Source organism: Kitasatospora albolonga, assembly GCA_002082585.1.
In the GTDB taxonomy this organism is placed as follows: Bacteria; Actinomycetota; Actinomycetes; order Streptomycetales; family Streptomycetaceae; genus Streptomyces; species Streptomyces stephensoniae.
This window is the reverse complement of the sequence record CP020563.1, coordinates 5418836-5435029: the sequence shown is the minus strand read 5'-3', so window position 1 is coordinate 5435029 and position 16194 is coordinate 5418836. Positions and strand designations below refer to the sequence as shown.

Annotated in this window: 15 protein-coding genes and 1 pseudogene; 3 read left to right on the top strand and 13 right to left on the bottom strand. The window is 71.3% G+C overall.

The features are described from left to right. The first annotated feature begins 22 nt into the window (after nucleotides 1-22). A complete protein-coding gene (locus tag B7C62_24145; protein ARF74980.1) occupies nucleotides 23-2671 on the top strand; it encodes a haloacid dehalogenase in 2649 nt (882 codons plus the stop codon). Between the two features lie 8 nt (nucleotides 2672-2679). On the opposite strand, the gene B7C62_24140 is transcribed toward B7C62_24145, so the two are convergent. The 4 genes from B7C62_24140 to B7C62_24125 form a co-directional block, all read right to left on the bottom strand. After that, the gene (locus B7C62_24140; GenBank protein ARF77353.1) at nucleotides 2680-3186 is read right to left on the bottom strand and encodes a levansucrase; all 507 of its coding nucleotides are present in this window, start codon (nucleotides 3184-3186) and stop codon (nucleotides 2680-2682) included. 118 nt (nucleotides 3187-3304) lie between these two features. Beyond that, a complete protein-coding gene (locus tag B7C62_24135; GenBank protein ID ARF74979.1) occupies nucleotides 3305-4972 on the bottom strand; it encodes a hypothetical protein in 1668 nt (555 codons plus the stop codon). Nucleotides 4973-5240: 268 nt separating this feature from the next. After that, nucleotides 5241-6350 (bottom strand): hypothetical protein, encoded by a 1110-nt coding sequence (locus tag B7C62_24130; protein ARF74978.1) that lies wholly within the window; start codon nucleotides 6348-6350, stop codon nucleotides 5241-5243. A gap of 50 nt (nucleotides 6351-6400) precedes the next feature. After that, nucleotides 6401-6838, bottom strand: coding sequence for a hypothetical protein (locus tag B7C62_24125; protein ID ARF74977.1), 438 nt, complete (start codon nucleotides 6836-6838; stop codon nucleotides 6401-6403). Between the two features lie 149 nt (nucleotides 6839-6987). On the opposite strand from B7C62_24125, the gene B7C62_24120 reads away from it, so the two are divergent. Further along, nucleotides 6988-8037 (top strand): hypothetical protein, encoded by a 1050-nt coding sequence (locus B7C62_24120; protein ID ARF74976.1) that lies wholly within the window; start codon nucleotides 6988-6990, stop codon nucleotides 8035-8037. Between the two features lie 119 nt (nucleotides 8038-8156). On the opposite strand, the gene B7C62_24115 is transcribed toward B7C62_24120, so the two are convergent. Together B7C62_24115 and B7C62_24110 are read right to left on the bottom strand one after the other, a co-directional pair. After that, complete coding sequence (locus tag B7C62_24115; protein ID ARF74975.1) at nucleotides 8157-8897, bottom strand: hypothetical protein; 741 nt, start codon at nucleotides 8895-8897, stop codon at nucleotides 8157-8159. Further along, nucleotides 8857-9195: a hypothetical protein gene (locus B7C62_24110; GenBank protein ARF74974.1), complete on the bottom strand. Its 339-nt coding sequence runs from the start codon at nucleotides 9193-9195 to the stop codon at nucleotides 8857-8859. Before B7C62_24110 ends, B7C62_24115 begins: the two co-directional genes overlap by 41 nt. Before the next feature lie 147 nt (nucleotides 9196-9342). Here B7C62_24110 and B7C62_24105 point away from each other — a divergent pair. Further along, nucleotides 9343-10317, top strand: a pseudogene (locus B7C62_24105) (hypothetical protein). Between the two features lie 173 nt (nucleotides 10318-10490). Here B7C62_24105 and B7C62_24100 read toward each other — a convergent pair. From B7C62_24100 to B7C62_24070, 7 genes are all read right to left on the bottom strand, one after another. Next, nucleotides 10491-11468 carry a hypothetical protein gene (locus tag B7C62_24100; GenBank protein ARF74973.1) on the bottom strand — a complete coding sequence of 326 codons (978 nt, stop codon included), beginning with the start codon at nucleotides 11466-11468 and terminating at the stop codon, nucleotides 10491-10493. Then, complete coding sequence (locus B7C62_24095) at nucleotides 11465-12280, bottom strand: hypothetical protein (protein ARF77352.1); 816 nt, start codon at nucleotides 12278-12280, stop codon at nucleotides 11465-11467. The genes B7C62_24100 and B7C62_24095 overlap by 4 nt, the downstream gene beginning before the upstream one ends. 50 nt (nucleotides 12281-12330) lie before the next feature. Next, the gene (locus tag B7C62_24090; GenBank protein ARF74972.1) at nucleotides 12331-13119 is read right to left on the bottom strand and encodes a beta-ketoacyl-ACP reductase; all 789 of its coding nucleotides are present in this window, start codon (nucleotides 13117-13119) and stop codon (nucleotides 12331-12333) included. Beyond that, nucleotides 13116-14294: a hypothetical protein gene (locus B7C62_24085; GenBank protein ARF74971.1), complete on the bottom strand. Its 1179-nt coding sequence runs from the start codon at nucleotides 14292-14294 to the stop codon at nucleotides 13116-13118. Before B7C62_24085 ends, B7C62_24090 begins: the two co-directional genes overlap by 4 nt. Further along, a complete protein-coding gene (locus B7C62_24080) occupies nucleotides 14291-15616 on the bottom strand; it encodes a 3-oxoacyl-ACP synthase (protein ID ARF74970.1) in 1326 nt (441 codons plus the stop codon). The genes B7C62_24085 and B7C62_24080 overlap by 4 nt, the downstream gene beginning before the upstream one ends. Next, nucleotides 15613-15870: a polyketide-8 synthase acyl carrier protein gene (locus B7C62_24075; GenBank protein ID ARF74969.1), complete on the bottom strand. Its 258-nt coding sequence runs from the start codon at nucleotides 15868-15870 to the stop codon at nucleotides 15613-15615. The genes B7C62_24080 and B7C62_24075 overlap by 4 nt, the downstream gene beginning before the upstream one ends. Nucleotides 15871-15961: 91 nt before the next feature. Beyond that, entirely contained in the window at nucleotides 15962-16171 is a 210-nt protein-coding gene (locus B7C62_24070) for an MbtH family protein (protein ARF74968.1), read from the bottom strand. Between the last annotated feature and the right edge of the window lie 23 nt (nucleotides 16172-16194).

Genomic DNA, 16194 nt, shown 5'->3' with positions numbered 1-16194 from the left:
GCCGTCTCCCTACCTTCGTACCGTGAGCCTCTCGCGCATCTCCGTCCTCGCCTCCCTGGTCGCGGCCGCCCTGATCGCACCGCTGCCGCCCCTCCCCCACGCCGTCGCCGCCACTCCTGCGCCACCACCGTCCTCCGCCGTCCCCGCCTGCGGCCGGGCGGACGGCGAGGACCCCGGCTGGGCACTGACCTCCACCCGCTTCGGGGAGGCCGACGGCTACGACCCGTACGTGGGGAACGGCTACCTCGGCCACCGTGTCCCCGCCGCGGGCACCGGTTACGCGGCGACCGGTGAGGAGACCGGCTGGCCCCTCTACACGCCCCGCTACGACGGCGCGTTCGTCTCCGGTCTCTACGCGCGGGACAAGGCCGTCTCCGAGGGCCGCGAGGTGATCGCCGCGCTGCCGAGCTGGACGACGGTCGAGGTGGGGGTCGGCAACGAGAAGTTCGGCGCGGACACCCCAGCCGGACGCATCTCGCACTACCGGCAGACGGTCTTCCTCAGCTGCGGTCTCGTCCGCACCTCACTGCGGTGGACGACGGCGGACGGCCGGGCCACGGACCTGACCTACGAGGTCCTGGCTGACCGCTCCGACGTGCACACCGGAGCCGTACGCCTGCGGATGACCCCGCGCTGGAGCGGTACGGCGACGGTCACCGGCCGACTGGACGAGCGGGGCGCGCGCCGGATCACGCTGCGCAGGGACGGCACGTTCAGGACGCTCGGGACCGGCGTGGAGGGGGCGGTGGCGCAGGCGATGCGGCACAGTTCAGGGGTCGTGGAGACGCTGCGCCCCGAGTCGCGTACGGCCCCGAAGCCGACGCCGGTACGGGAGGGGAGGACGTACACGTTCGAGAAGTACGTCGGCGTCGACACCGCCCTCACCTCGCCCACCCCCGCCGAGGACGCCCGCGAGGCCGCCCACCGCGCGGCCCGGCGCGGCTGGGACCGGGTCTTCGCGGCGAACGAGCGGGCGTGGCGCGAGGCGTGGTCGGCCGATGTGGTGGTCAACGGCCGCCCGGAGCTGCAACGGTGGCTGCGCTCGGCCCAGTACGGGCTGCTCGCCAACACCCGCCGAGGCTCCTCCGACAGCATCGCCCCAGCGGGCCTGACCAGCGACAACTACGCGGGCATGATCTTCTGGGACGCCGAGACATGGATGTTCCCCGGGCTGCTCGCCACCCGCCCCGAACTGGCCCGTTCGGTCGTCGAATACCGCTACCGCACCCGGGACGCGGCCCGCGCGAACGCCGAGAAGTACGGCCACCGGGGCCTGTTCTACCCCTGGACCAGCGCGAGCCGGGGCCGGATGGACTCCGAGTGCCAGAGCTGGGACCCGCCGCACTGCCTGACGCAGAACCACCTCCAGGGCGATGTCTCGCTGGCCGTCTGGCAGTACTACCTCGCCACCGGCGACCGCGACTGGCTGGCGGCGCGGGGCTGGCCGCTGCTGCGCGGGATCGCGGAGTTCTGGGAGTCCCGCGCCACGGCGAACGCGGACGGCAGCTACTCCGTCAGGAACGTGGCCGGGCCCGACGAGTACAGCAACGGGGTGGACGACGCCGTCTTCACCAACGCCGTCGCCGCCACCGCCCTCCGCAACGCGACCCGGGCGGCCCAACTCCTGGGCCACCGGCCGCCCGTGGCCTGGAACCGGGTGGCGGACGGACTCCGTATCCCGTACGACGCGGAGCGGAAGGTCTTCCTCCAGTACGCGGGCTACAACGGCTCGACCATCAAGCAGGCGGACACCGTGCTGCTGATGTACCCGCTGGAATGGCCGATGGAGCCCGGCGCGGCCGCCGCCACGCTCGACTACTACGCGGCCCGCACCGATCCGGACGGCCCGGCGATGACGGACTCCGTGCACGCGGTCGTCGCGGCGGAGACCGGAGAGCCGGGCTGCTCGACGTACACGTATCTCCAGCGCGCGGTCCGGCCGTTCATGCGGGGCCCCTACGACCTGTTCTCCGAGGCGCGCGGCGAGAAGTCCGGTGCCGAGGACCCGCTGTCGGGCTTCCCGGCCGAGGACTTCCTGACCGGGAAGGGCGGGCTCCTCCAGGTCTTCACGCACGGCCTGACGGGGCTGAGGCTCCGTGAGGACGGCGTGCGCCTGGACCCGCTGCTGCCGCCCCAGCTGCACGAGGGCGTCACGCTGAAGGGGCTGCGGTACCGGGATGCCACGTACGAGGTCGAGATCGGCGCCCGGACGAGCACGGTCCGCCTGACGTCGGGCGCGCCGTTCACGGTCCACACGGCGGCGGGCCCGCGCCGCCTGACCTCGGCGCTGGTGCTCCCCACCCGCCGCCCGGACCTGACCCCGACGGCGGACGCGGCGCGCTGCCGCCCGGTGACGGCCACGTCCGAGGCCCCGGGCCTGTACGCGGAGGCGGCGGTGGACGGCTCCCCGGCGACATCCTGGTCACCGGACGGGGCGACGGGGTCCCTGACGGTGGACCTGGGCCCGCACCCGCTCCGGGTCACAGCGGTGACCCCGCGCTGGAGCGACCCCGCCCCCGCCTCGTCCACCGTGGAGACCTCGGTCGACGGCCGCTTCTGGCGCCCGTTCCTGCCGGGGGACACGGCACGCAAGGTCCGGGTGACGGTGCGGGCGGAGGACCCGGAGAAGCCGACGGGGATCGCGGAGCTGGGGGTGGCGGCGGGGCGGTAGGCGGGGACTCAGGCCACCGGGGCGGAGCGGAAGTACAGGTCGCCCTTCTCGATCAGATGGGCGGCGTACGCGAGCCCCACCATCGGCTTGCCCTGGTAGTAGCCCGCGTAGCCGTTCGCGGCGTCCACGACGACGGGCCGGGCGAAGCAGCCGAACTGGTTACGCTGCTTCTCCTCGGCCCAGGCCATGGCCGCCGGGTCCACCCGGTCGCTGACGAGCACGGGGAAGACGGCCAGCCCGGTCTGGAACCCCACGGGCAGCCCGCCCTTGTTGGTCTTGGCGTAGCGCAGCGCCTGGGCCGTGAAGCCCTCGACGGTCTGCACCGTGATCTCGGGGACGGCGGTGGCGACGGTGAACAGGTGCAGCTTGGTGGCCGCCCAGCGCATCCGGAAGTCGGCCCGCCGCCCGATCAGCACGGGGGAACCGCCCCACTGCTCCCAGCGGGGCCCGCATCCGTCGGCGGCGAGCTGCCGTTCCACCGTGCCCAGGTACGTACGTATCGACTCTTCGCTCATGCAGGCATTCTCGGCCATCCGGGGTGCGGGTCCGGCCACGGGGGGCAGCACAGCGCTCAGGGGGTTCGGCCCGGGTGGCACTCAGGTGGGTGCGGGCTGCCCGCCTCTGTCCCTCGGATCAGCTCTCCATCCCGGAGTCGACCTCCGCAGACAGCTGGTCCAGGAGCGGCTCGACGCTGTCAAACTTCCATCCGCACATCTCACTGAGAAAATCCTGCAGATTCTGCTGCACGATCTGCTCTCGATGGCGAAGGAACTCCACAACTTTCCCCGAGGCAAGAAGCTGAGCCATTCCCCTGTTCACAGCATGAGAGGCGAGGACCAATTCCCACTCGACATCGCCCAGGTGAATCGGCTGATTGGAAATCAGACTGTCGATCTCGTTCGCAGGATATTTCTCCGAGCTCAGGATCAGCCGGTTACTGGCAGAGAGACGTTGACTGCTTCCCACATTCCTGGGATTAATAATGTAGTTGATGGCCGAGGCTGCCGTGTTGGAGTCTCCGATCACACGAGCCAGGCGCGGCTGCTCAATGGTGTCTCCGGTCAGAAAGTCACGCGGACCGAGAGCCCACAGAGAACAGAGGATAATCTTCCCGGCCCCCTCGTTGGTCCGCAGGCGAGCAGCGTTCGGCATGGCATGCTCGGACCGCTCCACGACGTCGATGAGACCACGAAGGGACTCCTCCGTCGAGTGGGGAAGGATCTTGTAGGTTTGCGCCTTCATCGCACCGGTAGCACTTCCGCGGAAAATGTACGGCCCCACTACAGCAGCCCGCCAGAACCAGCTGCGTAGTACCTCTAGACCGCCTGGCCCCGGGTCAGGGTGATGGGCGAAGAACCGTGCCAAAACCACCAGGAGGAACCTGTACGGCAGAAGATGGAAATGAGGAACGCCAGCCTTCTCCTGCACGAATTTGACAGCCTGGAGCAGAGCCTCCTCCCCCGCCTTGAAGGCGGCGTCCCGCCCCTCCTTCCCGTCATCGAACTCATGGTGGATGTCACGCGTCACATCGGGGCCACGCCTCGCAAGGATGGCCCTCAGGATGGTGTCGTCATCAATGGTCCCGAACTGCCTCTCAACGTTGATCCCCTGGCCGATCCTCTCGATGGTCAGAGTTTCATCCTGCTTCGATTCTTCGCCGGCATACAGGGCCGAGAACACCTCAGCACGCTTGAGCCTCTTTCCGTAGTTGTTCATTCGGTCGAAGATCTCTTGCAGAGCGTCCGGGCTGCCTTGCTTGACAACGTATGCAGGGATGGGGAATTGACGCAGCCGCTTGGTCACACTCGTCGCATCGTCAAGGTGCTGCGCAATCTCGGGGTACCTGGCGAACCACTTCAAGATTTGCTGAAGATCAAAGACAATCGGGAGTGGAATAACCATTGGGTCAGCAGTCGGCGGCGACGAGATGAATTTTCCGTTCTTCAGGTTGTATGAAAGGGCGAATTTCTGATCTGACTGCCCCGACGGATGCAGCGCGTTAGCCAGGGCTGTAATTCGCTGTTGCCCGTCGACAACCCATTGAGCCGCATCCGTGGCAGGGGCATCGAAATGCAGGGCACCGAGAGTCACCTGCTGCTGGACAGCAGGGCGCTCCCACAGCAGCAAGCTGCCGACCGGGTACCCCTTGACGATGCTGTCGAACAGGCGTCGAACATCCTCGCGCGCCCACCTGAACCCTCGTTGAAAGTGCGGTACACGGATCTCGCCGTTCCACGCGGCCGCCACAAGGGCCTCAACATCGAAAGTCGCAGCCGTAGGCTTCTCTTTCAGACTGGACATACCTGATTCCCCTCAACACTGCACGGCGCGACGCATACGAACGAACCCTCAAGCGAGCAGCTCACACGGCGCAGGGGAGCAAGTTCCCAGAGATTTGCCAGGTTGACTGAAAATAGCCGCTTTATGTCCTGTACCTCAGCTCCGCAGCTGTCCGGCCTTACGCCGACCACTCGCCGTTCGGCCCTGTCGCCCGCCCCTGTCCCCTTCCAGGACCGCACTGCGGATCGGGCAGACCCGGCGGGCCTGGCCGTCGCCTCCGGCCACACCCTCAGCCGTCTCGGGTCTGTCCCCGGCCCGGGAGCTGGGCCTCCCCCACGGCCTCGGCCTCCGCCTTCGCGTCGCTCACCGCTGCCGCGGCCTGCTTCGCGACCTCGTTGGCCGCCGCCGCGGCGTCCAGGGCGAGCGTCGGGTCCGCGTCGAGCTCCGGAGTCCCGGCGGCCCCGGCAGTCCCGGCCTCGGCGGGTTCCTCCTCGCGCTGCGCGGTCGCTTCCGGGGGAAGGCCCATCGCCGACCGGTCGCCGAACGCGCTGGTGACGGCCCGGACCGCTTCGGTCAGCTCGCCCGGGATCACCCAGAACGTGTTGTTGTCGCTCTTCGCCAGGTCCGGGAGCGTTTCCAGGTACTTGTAGGCCAGGACCTTCGCGTCGGCGTTGTTGCGGTGGACGGACTGGAAGACGAGCTCCACCGCCTTCGCCTCGCCGTCCGCCCGCAGGATCATGGCCTGCTGGGTGCCCTGGGCCTCCAGGATGTCCTTCTGCTTCGTACCCTCGGCGGTGAGGATCTTGGCCTGCCGCTCCCCCTCCGCGTGCAGGATGGCCGCGCGCTTGTCACGCTCGGCCCGCATCTGCTTCTCCATCGCCTCTTTGATGGTGTTCGGGGGATCGATGGCCTTGATCTCCACCCGGTTGACCCGGATACCCCACTTGCCGGTCGCGTCGTCGAGGACGGCACGGAGCCGGGCGTTGATCTCCTCACGCGAGGTGAGCGTCCCCTCCAGGTCCATGGAGCCGATGACGTTGCGCAAGGTGGTCACGGTGAGCTGATCGATCGCCTGGAGATAGTCGGCGACCTCGTAGGCCGCCGCCCGGGGATCGGTGATCTGGTAATAGAGCACGGTGTCGATGTTGACCACGAGGTTGTCCTCGGTGATCACCGGCTTGGGCTCGGACGAATACACCTGCTCACGCACGTCGAGCTTGGTGTTGACCCGGTCCGCCACCGGCAGGACGAAGTTCAGGCCGGGTTGCAGCGTCCGGCGGTACCGGCCGAACCGTTCGATGTTGTAACGGCGCGCCTGCGGAACGATCCGCACGGTGGCGGCCACGAGAAAGACGACGACGATCGCCGCCACAAGAATCGGGATCACAACCGCATCCATACTTCCTCCCTCTTCCTCCGCCGCCTTGCTCCCGCTGCGTGTTCAGCCGTTCACGGAAGAAGCTCGCGGGGATACACGACAGCTGTGGCGCCCTCGATCTCCATGACGTCCACCAGCGCTCCCACCGGGATCACATGGCTCTCGTCGAGCGCCCGGGCGGACCATTCCTCACCGGAGACCTTGACCAGGCCGTGGGTGGCGGTGACCTCCTGCATGACCTCCGCCCGCTTGCCGATCAGCGCGTCGCTGCCCTCGTGGACGAGGGGCGCCTGTGCCATGTGCCGCAGGGCGACGGGGCGGACGATGGCGAGACCGGCGACCGCCGCCAGTCCGAGCGCCACGAGCTGGCCGAGCAGCCCGACCCCCACACCGGCCACCACGGCGGCCACCAGTGCGGCGCCGGCCAGCAGCCCGAAGACCAGCGTCAGGGTGAAGAACTCCGCAGCGCCCAGCGCCGCGGCGGCCAGCAACCATACGAGCCACGGCATCGAATCAGCCTCCCCAAGGGGACTTATCCACCAATCTACCCGCCAGACCCCGAACAGAACCCGCTCGTCCCGCCCGAACTGCGATCGGATAGCGTCCTCGGCCTGATCGGCGAGAAAGATCAACGGGGGAAGGCAGCACGGTGCGAAGCATGCGATACATACGGAACCGGGCGGCCGGGGCGGCGCTCGTCCTGGCGCTCACCGCCGGCGGGCTCATCTGGGGGTTCGGCCTCCGGGACGACGGCCCGGCGCGGGTCCCGGCCGACACCTGCCGGGGATCGCTGGCGGCCGAGGAGGCCGCCGCGTTCTTCGGCGGGGCCGAGCTGGCCTTCAAGGGCCACACCGCGGACTGGACGGGCCAGGCGACCGAGTACTGCGCGGCATGGGCCCATGGCGAGAGGTCCGAGGAGTCCGAGGAGCTCGAGAAGTTCGAGGGCGTCCAGCTCAAACTGAACATTCGTCCGTCGGCGGCACACCGTGCCAGCGGCGCGGCGGAGGATGCCTCGGCGTCCCCCATCGGATTCGGCTGGAACGGCTCGTTCTCGACCTCCGGGCTCACGCCCGATGCGGCGGTGCTCGTCGACTGCGCTCCGCTGCCCGGCAAGGGGCTCCTCGTCCTGGCCTCCGCGCGCCAGGACGTCAAGGAGCTCTCCGACGAGCAGCTCCTCCAACTGGCCCGGTTCACCACCGAGTCGGCCCGCCGCGCGGCGAAGCGCTTCGACTGTGAGGGGGCCCTCGGGCAGCGCCCCTCGGCCGTCGACCGCACCCGGTGGACGACGCGCCCCGCCGCCCGGGCGACCGGAACCTGCCGTGACGTCGTCGGCCCACGGGACGCGGAGCGGCTGGGGCTGACGACGGCCGCGGAGAAGCCCGCCGGACGGGCGCTCACCGAGGAGTGCTCCCTGCGGGGACCGGAAAGGGGCGAGGGCCACCACGTCCGTCTGCGCGCGTACTACGGGCCCTCCGCCGAGCAGGAAAAGTACCTGGACGGCCGCTACCCCGGCAGCGTGCTCGGCGCGGTCGTGCGGGCGCGCTCCTGCGGGGGAGCCCTGGATACGGCGTACTACAAGTTCGAGGAGTTCCCGAGGCCGGATGCCGGGAAGGGCGTACGGAGCAGGGTCGGCGGCAAGGACGCGCAACGGCTGCTGACGGCCTTCGCCGCCGCTTCCGGGGCCCGGCACGGCTGTGCTGTGACCTGAGCGGTGGGGTGGCCCTGTGGCCTGAACCGTACGGTCGGCAGAAGCCCGGCACCTCCACCGCCCCGGCCGGGTCCGGGAGTTCGGGGAGGTGCCGGGCGAGGTGCCGGGTGCCGAACGGGTCAGCCCGTGGGCTTCGTACCCCGGCAGATCTCCAGCAGCGCCAGGGCGATGGCGGTGCCCGGGCGGCCGAAGCTCTGCGTGTAGGGCGTGATGACCCGCGTCTCACGGGCGAGGTCGGTACGCCGGCCGCCCCCGGCGATCCTGGCCCGCTGGATCGCCCGGGAGAGTTCGCCGCGGCGCGCCACCAGGGCCCGGATCTCCGCGTCGACGAGGTCGATGTCGGCGCGGAGTACGGTCACGTCGGAGGCGACGGGTGCGGTCACATCGGAAGTGACGGGTGCGGTCACGTCCGAGGTGACGGGTGCGGCCACGTCCGAGGTGACGGCCTCTTCGTCGCGTACGGGCATCAGGGGCCCCAGGTGTTGCCGTTGGGGCTGACGATGACGACGTCGCCGAGGCCGAAGAGCTTGAGGGTGCTGGCGACGAGCCCGGCCGCCGCACCGGTGACGCCTGCGGCCGTCCTCCCCTGTGCCGCACCCTGGGCGGGCTCCGCCGCCATGGCCGTCGACGCGGACGCGGTGGCCGCGAGGGCGACCAGGGCCACGGTGGCGATACGGCGGGCGACGGGCTTGGCGGTGTGCCGGGTGCGGCGCTGGACGCAGATACGCATGGTGGTGGTGTCCCCCTAGAACATTCACGGTGCTGGTCGTTCCTGCTTGACGTCGGCGAGTCTTGCATTCACCGACTGCCTCGTCAGCATCACTGAGTGTCAGCCTCCTGTGATGGCAACTCCTTGTCATGCGCGCCCGCTCCGAGTCGTTCCATCGCGCTCAGCAGGGAGGTGGCCGGTGTCCAGTCGACCGACGCCCCGGCGGCCGGAGGCAGAGCCCGGGCCAGGAGGCGCACCGCCGCCGCCTCGGTGCGGGCGCCGTCCGGGTGGCCGAGAAAGAGGGCCAGCCGGGTGCCGCCGTCGGGCGCGGCGGCCACATGGACGTGCTCCAACTGGTCTTCGGGGGAGGCAAGGTCACGGATGCGCTGGTCAAGGTCCGTTCCGCCGGAAAGGGAGCCGGCGGGCACGGTCGCCGTCACGAGGAACATGGTGGGGCCTCCACGAACTTCCTGTGAACCGATCCGCGTACCCCTGAGTAGGCTTGCAGTCGATCCAACTGGGCTGGGATAGTCAGGGCGATCCGGCGACTCCGCATAAAGCGCCGGTAGGGGGCCTCTGGGGGGAGGAGCGCATCAATGGGGCAACTAGGTCTGGATTCAGACGCAGAAGCCGTCTATCGCATCCTGTTGAAACTGCCGAAAGCGGGCGTATCGGAGATCGCCGACGGTCTCGGCTGGCCCGTCGCGCGCGCCCGGGCCACGCTGGACCGACTCGCCGAGCTCACACTCGTAAGGAACTCCTCCGAGGAGCCGGACAAAGTGCGCCTGGTCAACCCGGAGTTCGGGCTGTCCGGGCTGCTGCACCGGCAGGAGCAGGAGCTCGCACGGCATCAACAGGCGGTGGCCACTTCCCGGTTGGCCATCACGCAGATGCTCACCGAGTACGAGAGCAGTCCGACGGCGCGGACCGACGAGGTGCGCAGATACACGGGGCTCGACGCGATCAACTCGCAGATCGAGCGGTTGTCGTACGGGGCGGAGAGCTCCATCGAGGTGTTCGCACCGCGCGGCGCCCAGCCGCTGGCGGCCCTGAAGGCCGCCCGGCCGCTGGACCAGGGAGCCGTCGAACGCGGCGTCCAGGTGCGGTACATCTACCTGGACTCGATCCGCAACGATCCGCCGACGCTGAACTACGCGCGCTGGCTCCAGGACATCGGCGGTGAGGTGCGGGTCCTGCCGCAACTGCCGCTGCGCATGATCATTTACGATCGCCGCGCGGCCATCGTGCCCATCGACCCCGAGGCGTCCCTGCTCGGGGTGATGGTCCTCCAGGGCGCCGGAGTCGTCACCGCGCTGGTCTCGCTCTTCCAGCAGATCTGGGAGCAGTCCCAGCCGATCGGCGAGGCCAGGGAGGCGACGCCGGACGGGCTCACCCCGCAGGAACAGGCCGTGCTGGACCTGCTCTTCGACGGCCACACCGACGATGTCGTCGCCCGCAAGCTCGGCGTCTCGGTGCGTACGGGGCGGCGCATCACCGCCGATCTGCTGGCCCGCCTGGGCGCCCGCAGCCGCTTCCAGGCCGGGGCACTGGCCATGGAGCGCGGCTGGCTGGGCCCCGGTACGGCGGACACGGCGGCGGTGGGCGGCGCGACGGTCAACGGCGTCGCAGCGGTCAGCGGCGCCGCCGCGGTCGGCGCCGCTCCTGTCGTCGCCGGTGGCGGCTGACCGCGCGGCGCCCGGAGAACCCGGAAGGAACGGGGCGGCGGTCACGCTGTCCATGCGGCTCACACCGTAGGCACGGGGACACCCTGAGGTGCGTTCACCGCGTCGGGTACGGGCAGGCCCGCGAGCGCCAGCAGGACCGACTCGGCGGCCTGCGTACCCGCCCGGTCCTGCGCCTCGGGCGTGCTCGCGCCCAGATGCGGTGTGCCGATCACGTTGTCCAGCCCGAACAGGGGCGAGTCCGTGCACGGTTCGTGCGCGTACACGTCCAGCGCGGCCCCCGCGACGCGGCCCTCCTTGAGGGCCGCGTACAGCGCCGCCTCGTCGACGATGCCGCCGCGCGCCGCGTTCACCAGGCGCAGGTCGGGGCGGACCCGCTGGAGGGCGTCGAAGCCGATGAGGCCCCGGGTCTGCTCCGTCAGCGGCAGATGGACCGTCAGGAACTGCGAGCGGGACAGCAGTTCGTCCACATCGGTGAGACGCACGCCGAGCGTCCGGGCGTGGGCCTGACTCGCGTACGGGTCGTACGCGATGACCTCCATGTCGAAGGCGGCGAGTCGGCGCGCCACGAGCGAGCCGATCCGGCCGAGGCCGAGCACGCCGAGCGTCTTGCCCGCCAGCTCCACCCCGCTGTACGCGCCGCGCTCCCAGCGGCCCTCCTTGAGGGCGGCGTGCGCCTGCGGGACATGGCGGGCGAGCGCCAGGAGCAGCGCCACGGCGTGCTCGGCGGCGCTGACGACGTTGGACGCGGGAGCGTTGGCCACGAGCACGCCCGCCGCCGTGGCCGCCGCCACGTCCACGTTGTCCAGTCCGACCCCCGCCCGCGCGACGGCCCTGAGCCGGGGCGCCGAGGCGAGGGCCTCCGCGTCGATGCGGGTGGCGGAGCGTACGAGGACGGCGTCGGCATCGGCGAGCGCGGCCAGCAGCGCGGTCCGGTCGGTGCCGTCGACCTGCCGCACCTCCACCGCACCGTCCCGGGTGAGCACGGCCCTCGCGCCGGGGCTGAGCGCGTCGGCGATCAGAGCGACGTACTGAGTCATGAGGTGGGCTGCCCTTCCGAGGTGGTCGTGTACGGCGAAGCGGACGCACCCGCGTGGGCGGGTACGGGGACGGGGGTACGGGACGACAGGGGCGCGGCCGGGCGGGGCGCGGGCGTACCGGGTCCATCCGGGCGCGCCGTCGTGAGCAGGGCCGTGCCGTCGTGGTGGGTCAGCCGGACCGGGGCCCCGACGGAGGCGAGCGCGGCGCGGTGGCCCGTACCCGCGTCGAGGTCGTACAGCCGCAGCGGCAGCCGGGGGCGCCCGGGCCCCGACCAGGACAGCAGCCGGGGCGCGGTGTCGGGAGCGGTGACGTGCAGCAGCGCCGGCGGTACGGCGAGGCCGTCGCCGGTCGCCTTGAGCAGGGCTTCCTTGCGGGTCCAGTAGCGGATGAATCCGGCGGTCCGCTCGGCGGCGGGGAGCGCGGCGAGGGAGGCGCGTTCCGGTGGGGCGAGGGCCTTCTCGACCGTCTCCGGCGCGTGCGGGGCGACCTCCTCGACGTCCACGCCGATGTCGGTGGAGTGCGCGAGGGCGACGATCACCCGGGCGCCGGAGTGCGACAGGGAGAGCCGCAGCGGGGCGGGCGGGCGCGGTTTGCCGTGCGTGGCGTCGCCGCAGTGCTTGCACTCCACCGTCAGCTTCAATTCCCTTACGGAGATATTGAGTTGGGCCGCAATAACGGTTCTGGCGAGCGCGTGGGCGCCGACGTACAGGGATCGGGCCGCCGGGTGGCGGAGCCGGTCGGCGCGGGCGCGCTCGCGGTCGTCCAGCAGGGTGCGCAGCCACGGGTCGTCCCGGCCGGACGCCCACCACAGCTGGCAGTCCCCGCGCCGCAGCGCGGGGACCACCGGCCGTGGTGCCACGGTCACAGCCCGCCGTCCACGGGCAGAACAGCTCCGGTGATGTAGGAGGCGCGGGGGGAGGCCAGGTAGGCGACGGCGTCGGCGACCTCGGCCGCCAGCCCGGCCCGGCCCAGCGCCGTCCGTCCGGCGACCTCCTCCTTGATGCCGTCGCCGAGCACCGCCGACATGTCGGTGTCGATCAGGCCGGGTGCCACCGCGTTGACCCGGACGCCCCGGCGGCCGACCTCCTTGGCCAGCGAGCGCGAGAAGGCGACGATCCCGGCCTTGGAGGCGGCGTAGTTGGTCTGCCCGGCGTTGCCCAGCAGGCCCGACACGGAGGCCAGGGTGACGATGGCACCGGCCCGCCGCTTCAGCATCGGATACACGACGGCCCGGCAGACGTGGTAGACGCCGTCCAGGTTGGTGTCGAGGACCTCGTGCCACTCGGTGTCGGACATCATCAGCAGCGGTTTGTCGCGGGTGATGCCCGCCGAGGTGACGGCCACCGCGACGGGCCCGAACTCTTCCTCGGTACGGGTCACCCAGCCACGTACACCCTCGGCGTCGGTGACATCGACCCGTGCGGCGAACGCGCGGGCGCCGAGAGCGGTCAGCTCCTTCTCCAGGAGCGCGGCGGCCTGTTCGTCGCCGCGGAAGCAGAAGGAGATGTCGTATCCCTCCTCGGCGAGCCGCAGGGCGACGGCCCGGCCGATCCCCCGCGATCCGCCGCTGATGAGCGCGACGGGACGGGTCACGGGGAGGTCCGGGGTGCCGCCCGTGTCACTGCCTGTGCGGTGCTCGGTGTCACTCATCGGGCGTCGATCTCCTCTGCCGTCGTCGGGGCGGCGGACACGTTGCCGGTGGTGGGCACGTCACCGGCAGCGGGCGCGCCCCCGGCGGTAGGTGCGTTCCCGGCGGCGGGCGGTGTGCCGTCCGTGAGGAGGCGCAGCACCGCGCAGCCCACATAGCCGTCGGGGTCCGTCGTCGTGACGAGGGCGATCCGGCCGGGCTCGCCCGGCTCCGACAGCAGGGCCGCGAGCTGGAAGGCCCCGGTGGCCGCTGCCGTCTCCCCCAACAGCGCGGTGGTCGCGACCCGTTCGCGTACCTCCGCACCGAACAGAGCCTCGTGCAGCCGCACTTCCTGCTCCCCCGCCGCCCCCGGCGCGTTGCCGGGGAGCGCGGCCCACACCTCATCGGCGCGTACTCCGGCCGCCGTGAGCGCGGTCTCGACGGCTGCGGTGAGCGCCGCCGTGAAGTCGCCGGTCGGGGCCACCCGGTGGTGGACCGCGAGGAGTTCGGCGAGCGGCCGGCCGTCGGCCCGGTCGGCGGGCTCCAGCAGGACCATCACACAGCCCTCGCCGAGCACCACGTCGTCGCCGTGCGCCGCGTGCGTGAGGTGGGCGCGGCTCGCGGAGTACTCCTCGGCCGATCCGGCGAGCACCCGGGTGGCCCGCCCGTCGGCGAGCAGCCGCCTGGCGTGGTCCAGGGCAACCAGGCCGGAGAGCCGACCGGCGGCCACGGTGCTGTTGGGGCCCTTCAGCGCGTGCCGGATCGCGCTTGCCGAAGCCGCCCTGTTCATCGCCATGTTGGGAGCTTTCGACGGCGGTACGTCGATGGGTCGGGCGCCCTCCAGCGAGGCCCGGGTGAACTCCATGAACCCCTGCACGCTCCCGGCCGCCGTGCCGAGGACGACCCCGGTGCCGAGGCTGTCGTCCTGCTCGGCCCCCCGCGCGGCGAGCAGTTCCCGTACGGTCACGGCGGTCAGGCCGGTGAGCCGGTCCATGCCCCGGGTGCCCGCCCGGCCGAGCGCCTCACGGACGTCGAAGCCGGGCACGAGACGGGCGGTCGCGTCCGGCCGCGCCGTCCACTCCTCCGGCGCCTCGGACCGGGGGGCGGCCGTGCGCGTACGCAGGCCGTCCGCCAGCGGGGCGCTGCCGGTGCCGTACGGCGACACCGCCGACCACGCGGTGATGACGGCGTTGCTCATCGGACGTTCTCCCCTCGTGTGTCCTGGCGCGCACCTTCACGACTCGCGCCCTCATGGCCCGCGCCCCCGTGGCCCGCGCTCTCGTGGCGGCCCAGCAGGACGATGGCGTTGTTGCCGCCGAACGCGAGCCCGTTGTTCTGCACGACCCGCACATCGGCGGTGACCGAGGTGTTCGGTACGACGTCGACGCGGCAGGCCGGGTCGGTCTCGCGGTGGTTGGCCGTCGGCGGGACGAAACCGTGCCGGATGGCGAGCGCGGAGGCGATCGCGCCGAGCGCGCTGGCCGCGCCCATGGTGTGCCCGATCATCGACTTGACGCCGACGGTGCGCGGCGGGGTGTCCCCGTACACCTGGTGGATGGCGGCGATCTCGGTCGCGTCGTTGGTCGGGGTGCCGGTGCCGTGTGCGGAGATCAGGTCGACCTCCTCCGGCTTCACGGACGCGTTCGCCAGGGCGAGGCGGATGCAGCGGGCGACGCTGTCCTCCTCGGGGGCGGTGGGGTGGGCGGCATCGCAGTTGAGGCCGTAGCCGAGCACCTCCGCGTAGATGTGCGCGCCCCGGGCGAGCGCCGACTCCTCGCTCTCCAGCAGAAGCAGGCCCGCCCCTTCGCCGGTCAGCAGTCCGGCACGCCCGGTGTCGAAGGGCCGGCACTCGTCGGGGGCGATCAGGCCGAGCCGGGCGAACCCGGCGAAGGTCTTGCGGTTCAGCGCGTCCGCGCCGCCGACGAGCGCCCACTCGGCGGCCCCGCTGCGGACCGCGTCGAACCCGTTGCCGATGGCGTAGTTGCCCGCCGCGCACGCGGTCGCGATCGTCGACACCTCGACGTCGGAGAGATCCAGCTCCCGTACGATCCCGAGCGCGAGGCTCCCGGTGGCGGACCTGCTCAGCGCCGTACCGGTGAAGGCGGCGGCGCCCAGGGAGAGCGCCGACTCGGTGAGCAGGTCGAGTTCGCCGGTCTCGCCGTCGGTGGTACCGACGACGACGGTGCCACGCCGCTCGCGGAGCTGATCCTCCGTCAGCCCGGCGTCCTCCAGGGCCATCCGGGCGGCCGCCGCCGCGAACTGGGTGGCCCGGCCGGTCTCCTCCGGCCGGACCCGGCGCAGCCGGGCCGCCGCGTCGAAGCCGTGCACCTGGTGGCCCCGGCGGCTGGGGAAGCCGGTGGAGTCGAAGGCGGTGATGTCCCCCGTGCCGACCCGGCCCTCCCGCAGGGCGGTCGTGAACGCGGCGACGCCGATGCCGACGCTGGACAGGGCCCCGCAGCCGGTGAGGACGACCCGGCGCGGCCCTTCGGCGGGGCCGCGCACCGGGTCGACGGCGCTCACGGCTGGCGCCGTTCGGCCGTGGCGAGCACCTCGAGAACGGCGTCGAGGTTCACCAGCTTCACGAGGTCCTCCTGCGCGATGACCACGCCGAGTTCCTTCTCGATACGGGAGAGGATCTCGATGGCGCCCAGCGAGTCGGCGCCGTGGTCCTCGATGAACAGGCTGGTCCCGGTGAGCTCGTCGTCCTCCAGCTCCAGGATGTCGACGACGATGGCCCGGACGGCCGAGACGTCCACAGGGGTGTTCACGGTCATGGGTGTGCTGCCTCTCGGTTGTTGCTGATGGTGGCGGGGGTGACTGGGGCGGCGGTGGCGGCCGGGTCGTGGCGGCCGCCGGTCGTGGTGCTCAGGCCGTGGCGTCGATCAGGGACTTCGGCCGCATGTCGGTCCAGACACGCTCGATGTGCTCCAGGGCGGCGGCGCGGCTGCCGGCCGGAAGGACGGTGGTCCAGCCGTCGGGGACGGCGGCGAACTCGGGCCAGACGCAGTGCTGTCCCTCGTCGTTGACCAGGACCAGGAAGGTGCCGTTCTCGTCGTCGAACGGGTTGTTCTTCATCTGCGGATTTCCTCCGTGCGAGA

Excerpts from the sequence above, each read along its gene's own strand:
- B7C62_24140 (ARF77353.1), bottom strand. The coding sequence starts at position 3,186 with ATGAGCGAAGAGTCGATACGTACGTACCTGGGCACGGTGGAACGGCAG.
- B7C62_24135 (ARF74979.1), bottom strand. The coding sequence starts at position 4,972 with ATGTCCAGTCTGAAAGAGAAGCCTACGGCTGCGACTTTCGATGTTGAG.
- B7C62_24130 (ARF74978.1), bottom strand. The coding sequence starts at position 6,350 with ATGGATGCGGTTGTGATCCCGATTCTTGTGGCGGCGATCGTCGTCGTC.
- B7C62_24125 (ARF74977.1), bottom strand. The coding sequence starts at position 6,838 with ATGCCGTGGCTCGTATGGTTGCTGGCCGCCGCGGCGCTGGGCGCTGCG.
- B7C62_24120 (ARF74976.1), top strand. The coding sequence starts at position 6,988 with ATGCGATACATACGGAACCGGGCGGCCGGGGCGGCGCTCGTCCTGGCG.
- B7C62_24115 (ARF74975.1), bottom strand. The coding sequence starts at position 8,897 with ATGACAAGGAGTTGCCATCACAGGAGGCTGACACTCAGTGATGCTGAC.
- B7C62_24110 (ARF74974.1), bottom strand. The coding sequence starts at position 9,195 with ATGTTCCTCGTGACGGCGACCGTGCCCGCCGGCTCCCTTTCCGGCGGA.
- B7C62_24100 (ARF74973.1), bottom strand. The coding sequence starts at position 11,468 with ATGACTCAGTACGTCGCTCTGATCGCCGACGCGCTCAGCCCCGGCGCG.
- B7C62_24090 (ARF74972.1), bottom strand. The coding sequence starts at position 13,119 with ATGAGTGACACCGAGCACCGCACAGGCAGTGACACGGGCGGCACCCCG.
- B7C62_24085 (ARF74971.1), bottom strand. The coding sequence starts at position 14,294 with ATGAGCAACGCCGTCATCACCGCGTGGTCGGCGGTGTCGCCGTACGGC.
- B7C62_24075 (ARF74969.1), bottom strand. The coding sequence starts at position 15,870 with ATGACCGTGAACACCCCTGTGGACGTCTCGGCCGTCCGGGCCATCGTC.
- B7C62_24070 (ARF74968.1), bottom strand. The coding sequence starts at position 16,171 with ATGAAGAACAACCCGTTCGACGACGAGAACGGCACCTTCCTGGTCCTG.